Origin of the sequence: Stenotrophomonas sp. TWI1409, assembly GCF_039673015.1 — a bacterium.
GTDB classification, from domain to species: domain Bacteria; phylum Pseudomonadota; class Gammaproteobacteria; order Xanthomonadales; family Xanthomonadaceae; genus Stenotrophomonas; species Stenotrophomonas maltophilia_A.
The window spans coordinates 35,122-51,526 of record NZ_JBDJKU010000029.1 but is presented as its reverse complement, the minus strand read 5'-3'; the positions used below and the strand labels follow the sequence as shown (position 1 = coordinate 51,526).

Sequence of the window (16,405 nt, the reverse complement as noted above, 5' to 3'; positions counted from 1 at the left end):
GGCCATGCAGGGGACGCTGCAAGTACGTCCCTGTAAGCTCGATGGCGCCATCCATGGCGCCAACGCCCCTGCATGGCCCACCCGCCCCACCTCTGACAGTTTCCTGCCGCGTTCAACCACGGAAAAGAAAAAAGAAAAGCAGAAGCGGGTCGCTCGCTGCGCTCGCTCTGTGTCGACCAAGGTCGACACCTACCAACAGCCGCGCGTTCCAACGGCCGCAGTCGCCAGTAGATCCACGCCATGCGTGGAGGATTCATTCGATATCTGACAGATGTGCCGACCAACGGTCGGCACTCACCAACAGCCGCCTGAACCTGTCAAAGGCGGGGCACTGTGGGTTTGCGGGGTGTGAGCCGCATGGATGCGGCGACCAAGCCTACAGGGACGTACTTGCGGCGTCCCCGCAAACCCACAGTGCCCCGCCCTCCCACGGAATGCCGCTTCGGCTTTTGACGTTGCCGTTGATTGCAGCAGGTGCAGGGCTGCAAGCCCTGCCGAAACCCCTTACCCCGCCATCACCGCTTCAATCTCGTCGGCGCTGCGCGCCAGGCCTTCGGTCAGCACGCGATGCCCGTCATCGGTGATCAGCACGTCATCCTCGGTACGGATGCCGATACCGCGCCAGCGCGGTTCCACCGTCGTATCGTCCACGCCGATATACAGCCCCGGCTCGATGGTGAACGCCATGCCCGGCTCCAGCAGCCGCGAATCGCCGGCCAGGCGATAGTCACCCACGTCGTGCACGTCCATGCCGATCCAGTGCCCGGTCTTGTGCCGGTAGAAACGCTGGTACAGGCCCTCGGACAGGTTCTTTTCCAGCGTGCCCTTCAGCAGGCCCAGCCGCAGCAGGCCTTCGGTCAGGGTCTGCACCGCCGCCAGGTGACCCATCTCGTAGGCCACGCCCGGCTTGGCCTGGGCCAGTGCCGCGGCCTGCGCGTCACCGACCAGGTCGTGCAGCGCGCGCTGCTCGGCGCTGAAGCGGCCGTTCACCGGGAACGTGCGGGTGATGTCGCTGGCATAGCCGCGGTATTCGGCACCGGCGTCGATCAGCACCAGCTCACCATCGCGCGAACGTGCGTTGTTGTCGCGGTAATGCAGGATGCAGCCGTTGCGACCTGCACCGACGATGCTGCAATAGGCCGGCACCGCGTCGTTGGCGCGGAACACGCGTTCCAGCTCCGCCTGCAGTTCGTACTCGTGGATGCCTGCCTTGGCCGCCTTCATCGCTGCCAGATGCGCACGTACACTGATCTGCGCGGCGTGGTGCATCAGCGCCACTTCGGCGCCGGACTTGAACAGGCGCTGCTCATGCAGCAGGTGGCCCAGCTCCAGGAACTCATGCGGCGGCTGCGCGCCGTGGCGCACCTGCGAACGCACGCGGTTGACCCAGCCGATCAGCTTCAGGTCGAAATCGGCGTCGCGACCGAAGTGGTAATAGACGCGCGAACGCCCTTCCAGCAGGCCCGGCAGGATGTCGTCCAGATCGTCGATCGGGTACGCATCGTCCATGCCGTACTGCGCCACCGCACCTTCCTGGCCGGCGCGGCTGCCGTCCCAGGCCTCGCGCTCGGCATCGCGCTCGCGGCAGAACAGGATGGCCTCGCCGTGGCGGCGGCCCGGGATCAACACCAGCACCGCTTCCGGCTCCGGGAAGCCGCTCAGGTACTGGAAGTCCGAATCCTGCCGGAACGGGTAATGGGTATCGAGGCTGCGCACCTTCTCGGCGGCGGCGGGAAGCACCAGGATCGCATCCTCGCCGGCCATGTCCATCAGCTGGCGGCGCCGACGCTTGTATTCGCCGGCCGCGATGCCGGTGCGCTGCTTGATGTCCATCAGTTCAGGCGCTGCCGATGGCGCGAGGCCAGCACCACGTCACCGTGCAGAAGCAACACCGCCACGCGGATGAATTCCTCGATCTCGGACAGGGCTTCGTCATCGTCATCGCCGCCGGCCTCGAAATCCTCGCTGGAGGCACGCGCCAGGCTGGCCATGTCGGTCAGCGCTTCTTCGCCCTCTTCGGACAGGGTCGGGCGGCGGCCGCCGCTGCCCAGGCCGAAGCCGCCCAGGAAGGAACGGGTCCAGCTGAACATGGCATCAGCCTGCGCGGACACGTCGTCGCCATCGGTCAGCAGCAGTTCGAAGGCGAAATCGCGGTCTTCCAGTTGCTTGATGGTGACCTGCAGCAGCTGCCCCAGCACGCTGTCGGCGGCCACCGGCGGCAGGTTGTCGTCGGCCAGCACACGCGCCGGCCAATCATTGCCGGGGGCACCACCGGCGGCCAGCCAGCCGCACAGTGCGCCGTGCAGCTCGGCAGCGGTGGCGCCCAGGCCCAGTTCCTGGCTGGCGCGGGTAACGTCGTCGACGGAGGGAAGTTCGGTCATCGTGCGGCTCGTTCGGAAAGGAAACCCGGGGCGCGCACGCGCGCGCCCGTGAGACCCCGTAGTGTAGCAACCCGACGGCATCCTCTCTGCGACCGTCAGGCCTTGCTGCGACAACGCTTGACCGCCCTTACCCGGCTTGCCTATCGTGCCCGTATGGAACCCGCCGATCCCCTTGCCCAGCTGCAGGACTTCGCTGCCCGCGTGGAAGCGTTGCTTGAACGCAACCAGCGCCTGGCCGAGGAGAACCGCAGCCTGCGCCACCAGCAGGAACAGCTGGTGGCCGAGCGTTCCACGCTGCTGGCCAAGAACGAGCAGGCACGCTCGCGGGTGGAAGCAATGATCAGCCGGCTCAAATCCCTGGAGCAGCACACATGAGCGCCGAACCGGTCAGTGTCCGCATCCTCGATCGTGAATACACCGTGGGTGTCGGCGGCGATGAACGCGATAGCCTGATGGCCGCCGCCCGCCTGCTCGATGCGCGCATGCGCGAAATCCGCGGCAGCAACCGCATGGCCGCGGTCGACCGCGTCGCCGTGCTGGCGGCGTTGAACCTGGCCCATGAACTGCAACTGCTGCGCGACGAGAACGCCCGCCAGGCAGTCGCCCTGCAGCAGACGCTGGCCGACCTGAACCGGCGCCTGGACCGCGCGATCGACGGCACCCCGTAGAAGAGGGGACGGAGGGAATCAAGGCGCATTCGCCCCTTCCGTGCCGGAAACGTCTTAATCCCCTCCGTCCCCTTTTCTCATATCTGAATTGGCACGGACTGTTGCCGACGAACGGCCTATCCAGATCCTGCGTGCTGGCTATAATAGCCACGCGTTCTCTGCGGTACTCGACGGCATGTGCAAACATTCGCCTTGTCCCTTAAGAACGACACCGGGAGCGCGACAGCGCCGGGAGTGCAGGTCCGCCTTGTAGCGGGAAGCCCGATGGTTCTCCAGCGTTCCCACTTGAGCCCCCGGGTTCAAGGTCGTTTCGCATGCATCGACATTGCGGAGAATGCAATATTCCAGCAAGGGCGGCGTCTTCGGGCGTCGCCCTTGTTCTTTCCGGCACAATGACGGCTGATCCTTGCCGCACGCTGCCATGACCGACCCGCGCCAGGCCCTGCGCCACGACCTGCGGCAACGCCGCCGCGACCTTTCCGCCGCTGAGCGCATCGCCGCCGCCGAATCGCTTGCCGATGCCCTGCTGGCCCTGCCGTTCGCCCCGCGCGAAGGCGCCGTGGCCGGCTACTGGGCGCTGGATGGCGAAATTGCCCTGCACCGCTGGCAGTTGCAGCTACCCGACACACTGACCTACTGCCTGCCGGTACTGGCGGGTGACGTGCTGCGCTTCGCACCGTGGCGCCCCGGGCAGCCGCTGACCAGCAACCGCTATGGCATTCCTGAGCCGGACGTGGCGGTGGAAGACACCCTGGAACCGGCGCAGATGGCGCTGGTAGTGACCCCGCTGGTGGGTTTCGACACACAGTGCCGGCGGCTGGGCATGGGGGGCGGCTGGTATGATCGCAGCTTCGCCTTCCGCCACGACCGGCCGGCGCCGCCCTGGCTGGTCGGCGCTGCATTCGCGGTGCAGCAGGTCGAGTCCTTGCCGGTGGCGTCGTGGGACGTGCCGGTGGATGCGATCTGCACCGAAGACGGCACCCTGTTCCCCTCCGCTGCCCCCGTGAACGCATGACCGCCCGCAAGCGCTACTGGCTGATGAAGTCCGAACCGGACGCCTTCTCCATCGATGACCTGGCCAAGGTCAAGGTCGAACCCTGGAACGGGGTGCGCAACTACCAGGCGCGCAATTTCATGCGCGATGGCATGCAGGTGGGCGACGGCATCCTGTTCTACCACTCCAATACCAAGGTGCCCGGCATCGTCGGCCTGGCCACGGTCGCCAGCCCGGCCTATCCGGACGACACCCAGTTCGACCCGAAATCCGACTACCACGACCCCAAGAGCACGCGCGAGAACCCGCGCTGGATGCTGGTGGACGTGGCCTTCGACCGCAAGCTCAAGCAGGTGATCGCGCTGGACGAGATCAAGCTGCACGCCGAAGAACTCGGCGAGGGCTTCCCGCTGGTTGCCAAGGGCAACCGCCTGTCGGTGTTCCCGGTGACCGCCGCGCAGTGGAAGCTGCTGCTGTCGCTGGAAAAGAAATCCTGATTCCCTGCCTGAGAGTTCTCCCATGTCCGAAGCCAAGCGCCTGGCCGCCGAGAAAGCCATCGAGTACGTTGAAGACGGCATGATCGTCGGTGTCGGCACCGGTTCCACCGTGGCCTATTTCATCGATGCCCTGGCCCGCATCCAGCACCGCATCAAGGGTGCCGTGTCCAGCTCCGAACAGAGCACCGCGCGCCTGAAGCAGCACGGCATCGAGGTGATCGAGCTGAACCACAGCGGCAACCTGTCGCTGTACGTGGACGGCGCCGATGAGTGCGATGCCAACAAGTGCCTGATCAAGGGTGGCGGCGCCGCACTGACCCGCGAGAAGATCATCGCCGAGGCCAGCGAGCGCTTCATCTGCATCGTCGACCCGAGCAAGCAGGTGCCGGTGCTGGGCAGGTTCCCGCTGCCGGTGGAAGTGATCCCGATGGCGCGCAGCCTGGTCGCCCGCCAGATCCGCGACATGACCGGCGGCCAGCCGACCTGGCGCGAAGGCGTGGTCACCGACAACGGCAACCAGATCCTGGACATCCACAACCTGCAGATCACCGATCCGGAAAAGCTGGAGCGCGAGCTCAACCAGCTGCCCGGCGTGGTCTGCGTCGGCCTGTTCGCGCGCCGTCGCGCCGATGTGGTGATCGTCGGTGGTGAGCCGCCGGTCGTGCTCTGACCCTTTCGAAGGATCCTGACGATGTCGCTGTTGCGTTCGCTGCTGATGCTTCCGCTGCTGGCCCTGGCCGGCTGTGCCACCGATGCGGCCCGCCACTGGGTCGAGCTGGATGGTGCGCGCTACCAGGTGGAGCTGGCCACCAACGATGAAACCCGCGCGCGCGGGCTGATGTTCCGCGACCAGATGGCCGCTGACCACGGCATGTTGTTCATCCACGACCGCGAAGAAATGCAGGCGTACTGGATGAAGAACACCAAGCTTGCGCTGGACATCCTGTACTTCGACAGCCAGCGCAAGCTGGTCAGCCAGCAGCGCGACGTGCCGCCGTGCTCGGCCGGCGACATGTGCCCGCCCTACCCCAGCGGTGGCCCGGCGCGCTATGTACTGGAGCTCAACGCCGGCCAGGCCGAGAAGCTCAAGCTGAAGGACGGCACCGAGCTGACCTTCGGCCCGGGCATCGAGTAACAGGGTTCTGCCGGGCTGCGCCCGGCACCCGCCGAATCAACATCAAAGGCAAAAGCTGGGTTACCGAGGGATGGCGGGGCGGTGTGGACTTGCAGGACACGCCGTAAACCCGTCCCTGGGGGTTCGTAGGCGCCATCCATGGCGCCTGCGGTCCTGCAAGCCCACACCGCCCCACCTCTGACAGTTGGCCGGCGGCTGTTGGTAGGTGTCGACCTTGGTCGACACGACATTTCCAAGACGATGTTCTTTTCACGCGGCACCGCTTGAAACCGCCTGCGAATGACGCCAGTCTGTGGCCATGCAGGACCGGATCTCACTCCCCGACTGGGATGCACTGGCCGACCTCGAAGACGAGGCGCTGCCACTGTTGCCGACCGCGCTGCTGATCGCGCGCGATGAATACCCCGATCTGCAGCCGTCCACCTATGACGCGCTGATCCAGAGCCATGTCGACCACCTCCGTTCGGAAGTGGACAGCATCGACAACAGCCCGCTGAAGATGGCGGCGATCAACCGCCACCTGTTCGACGAGCTGGGCTACAGCGGCGACCACGACGAGTACTACGACCCGCGCAACAGCTACCTCAACCAGGTATTCGAGCGCCGCCTGGGCAACCCGATCTCGCTGGCGCTGGTGCAGATGGAAGTCGCACGCCGGCTGGGAATCCCGCTCGACGGCGTGTCCTTCCCCGGCCACTTCCTGGTGCGCCTGCCGGTGGACGACGGCGTGCTGGTGATGGACCCGTTCAATGGCGGCCGCCCGCTGGACGTGGACGAACTGCGCGAGCGGGCCAAGTCACACCTGGGCGGGCAGATGCCCGACGACCAGGTGCTGGCGCAGATCCTCGATCCGGCGCCGGCGCGCGCGATCCTGATGCGCATGCTGCGTAACCTGCACGGCGTGTATGCCGAAGCCGGCGAATGGGACCGCGCCGCACGCAGTGCCGACCGCCTGCTGAAGCTGGCCCCGGAGCAGGACGACGCGTTGCGTGATCGCGGCCTGGCCTACCTGCAGCTGGAGTATCTGGCCGGTGCCCGCCACGACCTGGGGCAGTATCTGAAGCGCAACCCGGAAGCCAGCGATGCGCAGTGGCTGCGCGAGAAGCTGATCGACCTCGGCGGGCCGGTGCCACGGCTGCACTGAGGGTGTCGGTGTGTGGACCAACGGTCCACACCCACCGGTAGCGCCGGGCCATGCCCGGCGGCCCGGAAACTCAATCGACCTCGACCATCTCGAAATCAGCCTTGGTCACGCCGCAATCCGGGCAGGTCCAGGTCTCGGGAATGTCTTCCCAGCGCGTCCCCGGCGCGATGCCTTCTTCCGGCAAGCCTTCCGCTTCGCTGTAAAGAAAGCCGCAGACCACGCACATCCAGGTACGCAAGGTGGTGGGGGTGGCATCGCTCATCGGATAATCAAGGCTGGATTCACGGGCCGCCATTGTCCCATCGCGGCCCACTCACCGGTAGCCATCGATGACTTCTGCTTCCCCGGCGCCCCGCGGCGTCTACCTGATCACCCCGGACGAGCCCGATACCGCGCGCCTGCTGGCCCGCACCGCGCCGCTGCTGGCCGCCGGCGCCACCTGGCTGCAGTACCGCAACAAGACCGCCAGCGGCGCGCTGCGGCGGGAGCAGGCCACCGCCCTGCAGGCGCTGTGCGAGGAACACGGCGTGCCGCTGATCGTCAACGACGACCCGGCGCTGGCCAAGGCGGTCGGCGCCGCCGGCGTGCATCTGGGCGGCACCGATGGCGATATCCCCAGCGCGCGTGCCCTGCTCGGCGCGGACGCCATCATCGGCGCGTCCTGCTACGACCAGCTGGCCAACGCCGAGCAGGCCGTGGCGGCCGGCGCCAGCTACGTGGCCTTCGGCGCGTTCTTCCCGACCACCACCAAGATCACCACCAGCCGCGCCCACACCGACCTGCTGCGGCAAAGCGCCGCACTGGGCGTGCCGCGGGTGGCGATCGGCGGCCTGACGCCGGACAATGTCGGTCCCATCATCGACGCCGGCGCCGATCTGGTCGCCGTGGTCAGCAGCGTGTTCGCCGCCGAAGACCCGGTTGCGATCCAGCGCGCCTATCTCGCCCAGTTCGCGTAATGCCCAGGAAATCCGCATGAACCACGACCAGTCCCACGCCCTGTTCTCCCGCGCCCAGCAGCTGCTGCCGGGCGGCGTCAATTCGCCGGTGCGCGCGTTCAAATCGGTCGGTGGCGAACCGTTCTTCGTCGAGCGCGCCGATGGCGCCTACCTGTACGACGTCGATGGAAACCGCTACATCGACTACGTCGGCTCCTGGGGCCCGATGATCGTTGGCCACAACCACACGGCGGTGCGCCAGGCGGTGAAGAAGGCGATCGACAACGGCCTGTCCTTCGGCGCGCCCTGCGCGGCCGAAGTGACCATGGCCGAGACCATCACCCGACTGGTGCCGTCGTGCGAGATGGTACGCATGGTCAACTCCGGCACCGAAGCCACGCTGTCGGCGATCCGCCTGGCGCGCGGCGCCACCGGTCGCAACCGCATCGTCAAGTTCGAAGGCTGCTACCACGGCCACGGTGACTCGTTCCTGGTCAAGGCCGGTAGCGGCATGCTGACCCTGGGCGTGCCGACCTCGCCGGGCGTCCCGGCCGGCCTGAGCGAACTGACCCTGACCCTGCCCTACAACGACTTCGAAGCGGCCACTGCCCTGTTCGAACAGCAGGGTGACGACATCGCCGGCCTGATCATCGAACCGGTGGTCGGCAACGCCAACTGCATTCCGCCACGCGAAGGCTACCTGCAGCACCTGCGCGACCTGTGCACGAAGCATGGCGCGCTGCTGATCTTCGACGAAGTGATGACCGGTTTCCGCGTTGCCCTTGGCGGTGCACAGGCGCACTACGGCATCACCCCGGACCTGACCACCTTCGGCAAGATCATCGGCGGCGGCATGCCGGTGGGTGCCTACGGCGGCCGCCGCGAGCTGATGCAGCAGATCGCCCCGGCCGGCCCGATCTACCAGGCCGGCACGCTGAGCGGCAATCCGGTGGCGATGGCCGCCGGCCTGGCGATGCTGGAACTGATCCAGCAGCCGGGCTTCCACGCCGACCTGGCCGAGCGCACCGCGCGCCTGTGTGCCGGCCTGGAAGCGGCCGCCGCCGACGCCGGTGTGGCCGTGACCACCACCTGCGTGGGTGCGATGTTCGGGCTGTTCTTCACCAGCGAGAAGGTGGAGACCTATGCGCAGGCCACCGCCTGTGACATCCCGGCGTTCAACCGCTTCTTCCACGCGATGCTGGACCAGGGCGTGTTCCTGGCACCGTCGGCGTACGAGGCCGGCTTCCTGTCCAGCGCGCACGACGATGCCGTGATCGAGGCCACCCTCGCCGCTGCATGCGTGGCGTTCAAGGCCGCCAAGGGCTGAGCCCGCTCTGCACGAAAAAGGGGACGGAGGGGATTAAGTCGTTTGTGCACAAACGACTTAATCCCCTCCGTCCCCTTTTTCATCCACGCATGGCGTGGATCTACTGGTAGAGCCACGCCATGCGTGGCTGCTCAACCGAAGACGAACTTGCCCTTCATCATCGCGAAGTGGCCGGGGAACGAGCAGAAGAAGGTGTAGTCACCGCCCTTCTGCAGGCCCTGGGTAGAGAAGCGCACGCGCGCGGTTTCACCACCGCCGATCACCTTGGTGTGCGCCAGCACGCGCTTGTCGGCCTTCGGCAGGTAGCTGTCGGCCAGGGTCATACGCATGCCAGCCATCGCCACCGGCTGGTAATCCGCGCTGCGGGTCAGCACCCAGTTGTGGCCCATCGCGGTAGCGGCCAGCTTGCCGGTGTGGCGCAGGGTCAGATCCACGGCGGTGCAATCAGCGGCCACCTTGATCTCGCGGCTGCTGAAGCTCATCTGGTCGGTGCTGTCGATGCTCACCGCACACACCCGCGCCATCGCTGACGGCGCCAGCATCAGCGCGCCCAGTCCCACTGCCACCATCCAAGCCTTCATCGTTGCATCTCCTGCGGATTCAAGCGCCATTCTAGGCAGGCCCCTGCGGCCGCGTCTGCGACCGTCTGTCGCATGGCTGCTCCAGGGTTTCCCGCGTGTTCACTGCAATGGCATGCTCGACCAATGCGGATCGACCTGTTGCTGCTGGATGTGGATGGCGTGCTGGTGCACTACCAGCGCGCGCAGCGCGTGCTGCACCTTGCGCAGGCGCTGGATGTCGTGCCGGAAACCGTGCAGGCCGCGCTGTACGACAGCGGGCTGGAAGCGGCACATGACAATGGCACGCTGGATGGCCCGGCCTATCTGGCGCAGCTGGGAGAGCTTCTAGGCACGACGGTCGATGTGACTGCTTGGACCGCGGCGCGGCGGGCCGCCAGCCATCCGCAGGCTGCCGTGTTGCAGCGGCTGCAGGCCCTGCAGTTGCCGATGGCAGTGCTGACCAACAACGGCGCGCTGATGCAACAGGCCTTGCCCACCCTGCTGCCGGAACTGTTCCCTGCCCTGCAGGACCGCGTGTTCTGCAGCGCCGATTTCGGCCTGCGCAAACCGGCGCCGGAAGTCTTCCTGCGCACGCTTGAGGTACTCGGCGTGGCACCTGCGCGCACGCTGTTCGTCGATGACCTGTTCGCCAACGTGCGCGGCGCACGCGCCGCCGGCCTGCACGCGGAAACCGTGCGCGATGGCCGGGGATTGGGCAAGGTGTTGAAGCGTTACGCGGTGAGCTGATCAGGGTCAGAGCCCTCTCCGCAGGAGAGGGGTCCGACCTCAGCAGATTCAGCGCGCGGCGATGAACGCGGCAATCGCCGCGCGCAGGCGCTTGAGGCCTTCGGCCACTTCTTCGTCGGTGATGTTCAGCGACGGCACGAAGCGCAGCACGTCCGGGCCGGCCTGCAGGGTCAGCAGGCCCTGCTCGGCGGCGTGGTCGAGGATCGCACCGGCCTGGCCGGCGAAGTCCTTGCTCAGCACCGCGCCCAGCATCAGGCCACGGCCACGCACGTCGCTGAACACACCGAACTCGTCGTTGATGCGGGCGAAGCCATCGCGCAGCGCCTTCGACTGACGGCTGACGTTGGCGGCGATCTCCGCCGAGGCCAGCTTGCGCAGTGCCACGCGGGCCACCGCAGCAGCCAGCGGGTTGCCGCCGAAGGTAGTGCCGTGTGCGCCGAACTGCATGGTTTCGGCCACCTTCGGGCCGGCCAGCATCGCACCGATCGGGAAGCCACCACCCAGCGCTTTGGCCAGGGTGACCATGTCCGGTACCACATCGTCCTGCCAGTGCGCGAACAGCGTGCCGGTGCGGCCCATGCCGGCCTGGATTTCATCCAGCACCAGCAGTGCGTTGTGCTGGTCGCACAGCTCGCGCACGCGCTTGAGGAAGCCGGACTTGGCCGGCATCACGCCGCCCTCGCCCTGGATCGGCTCCAGCATCACTGCGGCCACGTCGCCGGCGGCCATCGCGGTTTCCAGCTGCACCTCATCGTTGAAATCGATGTAGCGGAAGCCACCGGGCAGCGGCTCGTAGCCTTCCTGGTACTTCGGCTGTGCGGTGGCGGTCACCGCGCCCATGGTGCGGCCGTGGAAGCTGCCACGGAAGGTGATGATCACCCGCTTGTCGGCCGGGCGACCCTGGCTGGAGGCCCACTTGCGGACCATCTTGATCGCCACTTCGTTGGCTTCGGCGCCGGAATTGCACAGGAACACGCGCTCGGCGAAGCGGCTGGCCTTCACCAGCTCCTCGGCCAGGTGCAACGGCGGCGCGCTGTAGAACACGTTGCTGGTGTGCCAGAGCTTGCCGGCCTGCTCGACCAGCGCGGCGACCAGGTCCGGGTCGTTGTGGCCCAGGCCACACACGGCGATGCCGGCGGCCAGGTCGATGAACTCACGGCCCTGGCTGTCCCACACGCGGGCGCCCTGGCCTCGTTCCAGTACCACCTGGCGGGGCTTGTAGACCGGCAGGTAATAGTGCGAAAGGGAGATCAGCGGATCGGTAGCGGCGGTCATGGCAGTCGGCAGGGTTCAGGAATCCCCATTCTCGCGCCGGAACCCCTGCGGCACAATGCGCCCATGCGACCGTTTTCCGCCCCCCAGCTGAACCCCGCCACCGAGACCGGCTGGCGCCGTCGGTGGTTCGACATCATCTACCGCCACGACTCGCGGCCCTCGCGCAATTTCGACCTGATCCTGGTGGTGGCGATCGTCGCCAGCATCCTGGTGGTGATGATCGACAGCGTGCAGCACCTGCATGCCGAATGGTCCACCGGCCTGTACATCCTGGAATGGGCCTTCACGATCATCTTCACCGCCGAGTACCTCCTGCGACTGGCGGTGGTCAAGCGCCCGCTGCGCTACGCGGTGAGCATCTGGGGCATCATCGACCTGCTGTCGATCCTGCCCGCCTACCTGTCGATGTTCATCCCCGGCGCGCAGAGCCTGCTGGTGGTGCGCGCGCTGCGCATCCTGCGCGTGTTCCGCATCCTCAAGCTGACCCGCTACATCGAGGAAAGCGGCATCCTGATGACGTCACTGTGGCGCAGCCGGCGCAAGGTGCTGGTGTTCCTGTTCACGGTGATCACCATCACCATCATCGCCGGTGCGCTGATGTACGTGATCGAGGGCCCCGAACACGGCTTCACCAACATCCCGGCCAGCATGTACTGGGCGGTGGTGACCATGGCCACGGTCGGCTTCGGCGACATCGTGCCGCAGACCGTGCTTGGCCGCTTCGTCACCTCAGTGCTGATCCTGATCGGCTACAGCATCATCGCCGTGCCCACCGGCATCTACACCGCCGAACTGGCCAGCACCATGCGTGAAGCCGAGCTGGCCGCACGCCGTGATGCACGTGGCTGCCCGGACTGTGGGCTGGAAGGCCATGAACCGGATGCACTGCACTGCCGCAAGTGCGGCGGCAAGCTGCCGGATGCGTTCAACCATTGAGGCACATGCCGGCCAGCGGCCGGCACTACCTCTCGGCGGTTACGCATGGATGCGTGTGCCGTTGCTCACCGCATGCGGTTGCTGGTGGTCACCAGATCATTGTATGCGGCGAGGATCGTTGACTGCGCTCCTTCCGGGTCGGTGGTGAGCCAACTGCCCGACGCCTTCCGCTCTGCCGCCAGTGCTTCGGCGGTGATCGGCTTGTGCTGCTCCAGGCGCTCGACGCCACGTCCCGCAGTACGCACCAGCTTGTCCGCCGAACGCTGCACGTGGCCCCACATCGGGTCGTCCTTGCCGACGCCGCCGTTCTGGATTTCCGTCACCAGTGCCTGATAGTCAGCCAGCTGCACGCGCAGCGCCGCAACATCCGGTGCGTCGTCCTGGAACGCCGTGGCCAGTAGCTTGCCGTCGCCCAGCAGGCGAAGGTGATAGTAGGCCAGCGAGCGCCCTTCGCTCTCCTCGATCTGCTTCAGCTGCGCGGCACGGCGATCGTTCTCGTTCTTTTCCAGCGCCACATCCATCGCTTCGCTGGCCTTGAAGAAATCAGCATAGGCCTGCATCAGCGGGGCATGCTGGCTGCGCATCCCTTCACCGCCATCACGACGATAATCCTCGCGGGTGAAGTATCCATCGGCGCGCTCGACCAGGGTGTTCAATGCCTGGAAGGCCTGCTGATAGTCACGCGCGGGGCCATCCATCGGCAAGGCCGGGGTCTTCGCCAGCGCGTCGGCCAGTGGCTGGCCGCAGTACTCGACGCGGTGCGACAGCACCTTCCCGGGCGAACGCGGTTGCGCTTCCTTGCCGGTCGGGCCGGCTTCAGGGTCCTTCATCCAGCTGGTGTAGGTCTGGAAACCCTCGTGAATGGGTTGTTCAACGCCGTTGTAGCACTCGATGTAGGCGTTCACCTTCTCCAGGCTGGGGTCGGCCAGCGACAACCCTGCCGGTTTGTTGCAGCCGCTCAGGCCAGCCACAGCGCCGATCAGCAGCAGCGGCGCGATACGCAGACAGGAAGTCGTCATGGTCTCTCGCATGGGTGCTGGCGCGCCGGTCACTGGCGGTTGCTCTGGAAAACGAGCGTGTTGTATTCCTGCATGAGCTTGCTGGCAGAGCCACGCGGCGCCATCGACGGCGAATCAAGCATGCGTCGTTCGAAATCGGTGTAAGGCTTTTTCTCGCTGACGCGCTGCAGCCGCTCCTTGCCTTCGCGCCGGAAATTCTCGGCCCCACGCTCGAAGCCTTCCCAGTCCGACTTGCCCGGTTCCTGGTCGGCAACCTTGGCGTGCGCTTCATCGGAAATGCGGTTGAAGGCATCCAGGCGTTCGCGGGCCTTGCCCTGATCGAAATCATCCTCGCTCATCAGATCCATGATGGCCTTGGCTTCCAGCATCATCGCCAGACGGTAGTACTCGCGCGTGCGCCCCTCGGCCTGTTCCAGCGCCTTGAGCTGCTCGCGCTGGGCGGCGTCGTTCTGGCGCTCCAGCTCGGCATTGAACGTTTCGCTGGCAGCCACGAAATCCTTGAAGGCGGCCATCAAGGGCGCGTGCAGCTGCTTGCCCTTGGCGAACTGGTCGTCTTCGTAGTCCTGGCGATCGTAGTAGTCATGCGCGTCCTTGCTGACCGGCACCAGTGCCTTCAGCGCCTGCCGGTAGTGACCTGCAGCCGCATCGAGTTCGGCCAGCGCCGGCTTGGCAGCAATCGCCTCGGTCACCGGAGCGTCGCACTGCTTCATGTCGTAGTCGCTGATCTCGAACGGGCCGTACACGTGCGTCTCGCGTCCGGTCGGGCCAGCGTCGACATCCTTGATCCAGCGCGTGTAGGACTGGATGCTGCCGTGGGTTTTCGAATCCAGCGCGTTGAAGCAGCCGATGTAGGCGTTGAGCTTGGCGGTCAACTGCTGCTGTGTATCGGACGGGGCCGTGCTGGCGTCCGGCGTGCCGGAGGCAGCGGCGCCGCCCGCAGCTGCGGGTGCCTTGCCACCGCAGGCGGTCAGGATCAACGACAGCGAAGCGGCCAACGCCGCGACGGAAAGAGTGCGTGACATGTGCTCACATCCTTGTTGAAATCGATTACAGCCACGCATTCTAGCGCAGCAGGCCGAGGGTCGCAGCCCTCGGCCTCTTCCAGCGACGCGCGGTCAATCCAGGAACAGATCCGGCAACAACGGCCGCGACGGATCCACCGCGTATCCGGAAAGATCGGTGATACCGGCCTGTGCCAGCACTTCATCGTCGATCAGGAACTGGCCGTGGAAGCCGGCCGCTTCACGCACCAGCACCGCATGTGCGGCATCAGCCATGATCTGCGGCGTACGGCAGCCAGCCGCATCCACGCCCGGAATCATGTTGATCGCATCGGTGGCGATCACCGTGCGCGGCCATAGCGCATTCACCGCCACGCCCTGCGGACCGAATTCCGCGGCCAGGCCCAGGGTGACGAAGCTCATGCCCATCTTCGCCAGCGTGTAGCCGGTGTGCGGTGCCCACCACTTCGGCTCCAGGCTCGGCGGCGGCGCCAGAGTCAGGATATGCGGGTTCGGCGCCTGCAGCAGGTACGGCAGGCAGGCCTGCGCGCACAGGAAGCTGCCGCGCGAATTGACCTGCTGCATCAGGTCGAAACGCTTCATCGGCGTATCCAGCGTGCCGCGCAACCAGATCGCGCTGGCGTTGTTGATCAGGATGTCGATGCCACCGAAGGTATCGACCGTGGCCGCCACCGCCGCCTGCACCTGCTCTTCCTCGCGGATGTCGCACTTCAGGGCCAGGCCCTGGCCGCCAGCCGCCGTTACCGCTTCGGCCGCGGTATGGATGGTGCCCGGCAGCTTCGGGTTCGGCACCGACGACTTGGCTGCAATGGCCACATTGGCGCCGTCGCGCGCAGCGCGCAGTGCGATGGCCAGGCCGATGCCGCGCGAGGCACCAGTGATGAAAAGCGTTTTGCCCTGCAGACTGCCCACGTTCCACACTCCAGCGTATGCAATGAGCCGCTAGTATGCCGCGCCGACGCGGAGTTCACCCGCCCTTGACGATACTCGGGCCTCCAGACAACGCACGAGGTCCACGCCATGCGCCGTTCCCGCCTGTTGCTGCCTGCCCTGGGGCTTGCCCTGCTGACCGCCTGCCAGGGCCGTTCGCCGGAACCCGGAAAGGAGCCGCCCGCCGGTGACGCGCCCAGCGCGGAGAAGGCCGCCGCCGACGGCAAGATGCGCTGGAGCGAGGCGGTGGTCTGGGATGGCGATCTCAACGCCTGCCGCCAGGGTGAGAACGCCGCGACCCGCGATTGCCTGCGCGATGCGATGCGCGCGGGTGGCGCCAGCGCCGATGCCATCACCGCCGCCGAGCAGTTGTCCAGCGGCGGTGAGCTGGCCTATGTGACCGCCTGGCACGAGAACGAAGGACTGGGCATTGCCACGGTCGAGTATCCGTTCCGCGCCAACACCAATGAAGGCACCCGCCTGGTCGATGCCAGCGGCAAGCGCATCGATGTGGATGCCGTGCAGCTGGACGACACCCTGCGTGCCGACCCCGCTGTGCAGGAACTGCTGAAGGCCAACCCGCAGGCCACGCCGTTCGCGCCGGCACAGTCGGCCGGCGCTTCGCCATTGGATAACGGCGGCATCCGCCTGCTGTACCGCACGCCGCTGCGCGACTGCCACGCCTGCCCGGATGTGGGGCAGCTGCAGATCGCCTATGACTTCGATGCCAAGCGCAAATTCATCGGCCAGCAGGTGGTGCCGGCGACGCCGTAAAGCCACGGCCCCCTATAGAGCCGAGCATGGCTCGGCTCTACATTTCTATTCCTGGTACAGC

Annotated in this window: 21 protein-coding genes and 1 other RNA gene; 14 read left to right on the top strand and 8 right to left on the bottom strand. The window is 66.5% G+C overall.

What is annotated here, in order from left to right:
- On the top strand, window positions 1-268 hold a 268-nt coding region (locus tag ABE423_RS11545; protein ID WP_346486094.1), incomplete at its 5' end, for a hypothetical protein.
- Between the two features lie 236 nt (window positions 269-504).
- Here the strand turns inward: ABE423_RS11545 and ABE423_RS11540 are convergent.
- Window positions 505-1,827, bottom strand: a complete 1,323-nt coding sequence (locus ABE423_RS11540; protein ID WP_100437673.1) for an aminopeptidase P N-terminal domain-containing protein — start codon at window positions 1,825-1,827, stop codon at window positions 505-507.
- Between the two features lie 5 nt (window positions 1,828-1,832).
- Window positions 1,833-2,381 (bottom strand): YecA family protein, encoded by a 549-nt coding sequence (locus ABE423_RS11535; protein ID WP_032128368.1) that lies wholly within the window; start codon window positions 2,379-2,381, stop codon window positions 1,833-1,835.
- Between the two features lie 153 nt (window positions 2,382-2,534).
- Here ABE423_RS11535 and ABE423_RS11530 point away from each other — a divergent pair, with 153 nt between their 5' ends.
- The 8 genes from ABE423_RS11530 to ABE423_RS11495 all read left to right on the top strand — a co-directional run bounded on the left by ABE423_RS11530 (window position 2,535) and on the right by ABE423_RS11495 (window position 6,819).
- Window positions 2,535-2,756: a TIGR02449 family protein gene (locus ABE423_RS11530; protein ID WP_005410898.1), complete on the top strand. Its 222-nt coding sequence runs from the start codon at window positions 2,535-2,537 to the stop codon at window positions 2,754-2,756.
- Complete coding sequence (locus tag ABE423_RS11525) at window positions 2,753-3,049, top strand: cell division protein ZapA (protein WP_005410899.1); 297 nt, start codon at window positions 2,753-2,755, stop codon at window positions 3,047-3,049. The genes ABE423_RS11530 and ABE423_RS11525 overlap by 4 nt, the downstream gene beginning before the upstream one ends.
- 152 nt (window positions 3,050-3,201) lie before the next feature.
- Window positions 3,202-3,387: non-coding RNA, 6S RNA (gene ssrS, locus ABE423_RS11520), on the top strand.
- An 83-nt stretch (window positions 3,388-3,470) separates the two neighbouring features.
- A complete protein-coding gene (locus tag ABE423_RS11515; protein ID WP_107431543.1) occupies window positions 3,471-4,064 on the top strand; it encodes a 5-formyltetrahydrofolate cyclo-ligase in 594 nt (197 codons plus the stop codon).
- Complete coding sequence (locus ABE423_RS11510; protein ID WP_032128370.1) at window positions 4,061-4,540, top strand: EVE domain-containing protein; 480 nt, start codon at window positions 4,061-4,063, stop codon at window positions 4,538-4,540. The genes ABE423_RS11515 and ABE423_RS11510 overlap by 4 nt, the downstream gene beginning before the upstream one ends.
- Before the next feature lie 22 nt (window positions 4,541-4,562).
- Complete coding sequence (gene rpiA / locus ABE423_RS11505) at window positions 4,563-5,210, top strand: ribose-5-phosphate isomerase RpiA (RefSeq protein ID WP_019338635.1); 648 nt, start codon at window positions 4,563-4,565, stop codon at window positions 5,208-5,210.
- A 21-nt stretch (window positions 5,211-5,231) separates the two neighbouring features.
- Window positions 5,232-5,675, top strand: a complete 444-nt coding sequence (locus tag ABE423_RS11500; protein ID WP_125894959.1) for a DUF192 domain-containing protein — start codon at window positions 5,232-5,234, stop codon at window positions 5,673-5,675.
- A gap of 298 nt (window positions 5,676-5,973) precedes the next feature.
- Window positions 5,974-6,819, top strand: coding sequence for a SirB1 family protein (locus tag ABE423_RS11495; protein WP_010484022.1), 846 nt, complete (start codon window positions 5,974-5,976; stop codon window positions 6,817-6,819).
- 70 nt (window positions 6,820-6,889) lie between these two features.
- Here the strand turns inward: ABE423_RS11495 and ABE423_RS11490 are convergent, their stop codons facing one another.
- Window positions 6,890-7,114 (bottom strand): rubredoxin, encoded by a 225-nt coding sequence (locus ABE423_RS11490; protein ID WP_080291769.1) that lies wholly within the window; start codon window positions 7,112-7,114, stop codon window positions 6,890-6,892.
- Between the two features lie 34 nt (window positions 7,115-7,148).
- Here ABE423_RS11490 and thiE point away from each other — a divergent pair, with 34 nt between their 5' ends.
- The gene (gene thiE / locus ABE423_RS11485; protein ID WP_253145211.1) at window positions 7,149-7,775 is read left to right on the top strand and encodes a thiamine phosphate synthase; all 627 of its coding nucleotides are present in this window, start codon (window positions 7,149-7,151) and stop codon (window positions 7,773-7,775) included.
- A 16-nt stretch (window positions 7,776-7,791) separates the two neighbouring features.
- Complete coding sequence (gene hemL / locus ABE423_RS11480; RefSeq protein WP_346486090.1) at window positions 7,792-9,081, top strand: glutamate-1-semialdehyde 2,1-aminomutase; 1,290 nt, start codon at window positions 7,792-7,794, stop codon at window positions 9,079-9,081.
- Between the two features lie 131 nt (window positions 9,082-9,212).
- Here the strand turns inward: hemL and azu are convergent, their stop codons facing one another.
- Window positions 9,213-9,662: an azurin gene (gene azu, locus ABE423_RS11475; protein WP_049460658.1), complete on the bottom strand. Its 450-nt coding sequence runs from the start codon at window positions 9,660-9,662 to the stop codon at window positions 9,213-9,215.
- A 123-nt stretch (window positions 9,663-9,785) separates the two neighbouring features.
- Here azu and ABE423_RS11470 point away from each other — a divergent pair, with 123 nt between their 5' ends.
- Entirely contained in the window at window positions 9,786-10,388 is a 603-nt protein-coding gene (locus ABE423_RS11470; RefSeq protein ID WP_346486088.1) for an HAD-IA family hydrolase, read from the top strand.
- 48 nt (window positions 10,389-10,436) lie between these two features.
- Here the strand turns inward: ABE423_RS11470 and ABE423_RS11465 are convergent, their stop codons facing one another.
- Window positions 10,437-11,663, bottom strand: a complete 1,227-nt coding sequence (locus ABE423_RS11465) for an acetylornithine transaminase (RefSeq protein WP_006467246.1) — start codon at window positions 11,661-11,663, stop codon at window positions 10,437-10,439.
- Window positions 11,664-11,726: 63 nt separating this feature from the next.
- Between ABE423_RS11465 and ABE423_RS11460 the strand changes: the two genes are divergently transcribed.
- A complete protein-coding gene (locus ABE423_RS11460) occupies window positions 11,727-12,599 on the top strand; it encodes an ion transporter (protein ID WP_346486086.1) in 873 nt (290 codons plus the stop codon).
- A gap of 65 nt (window positions 12,600-12,664) precedes the next feature.
- Here ABE423_RS11460 and ABE423_RS11455 read toward each other — a convergent pair whose 3' ends face one another.
- From ABE423_RS11455 to ABE423_RS11445, 3 genes are all read right to left on the bottom strand, one after another.
- Window positions 12,665-13,630: a YiiG family protein gene (locus ABE423_RS11455; protein WP_346486085.1), complete on the bottom strand. Its 966-nt coding sequence runs from the start codon at window positions 13,628-13,630 to the stop codon at window positions 12,665-12,667.
- Between the two features lie 17 nt (window positions 13,631-13,647).
- On the bottom strand, window positions 13,648-14,640 hold the full coding sequence (locus ABE423_RS11450; protein WP_346486083.1) for a YiiG family protein: 993 nt from the start codon (window positions 14,638-14,640) through the stop codon (window positions 13,648-13,650).
- A gap of 93 nt (window positions 14,641-14,733) precedes the next feature.
- The gene (locus tag ABE423_RS11445) at window positions 14,734-15,552 is read right to left on the bottom strand and encodes an NAD(P)-dependent oxidoreductase (RefSeq protein WP_071228178.1); all 819 of its coding nucleotides are present in this window, start codon (window positions 15,550-15,552) and stop codon (window positions 14,734-14,736) included.
- 108 nt (window positions 15,553-15,660) lie between these two features.
- Between ABE423_RS11445 and ABE423_RS11440 the strand changes: the two genes are divergently transcribed.
- Window positions 15,661-16,344, top strand: coding sequence for a hypothetical protein (locus tag ABE423_RS11440; RefSeq protein WP_346486081.1), 684 nt, complete (start codon window positions 15,661-15,663; stop codon window positions 16,342-16,344).
- Window positions 16,345-16,405: the final 61 nt, after the last annotated feature.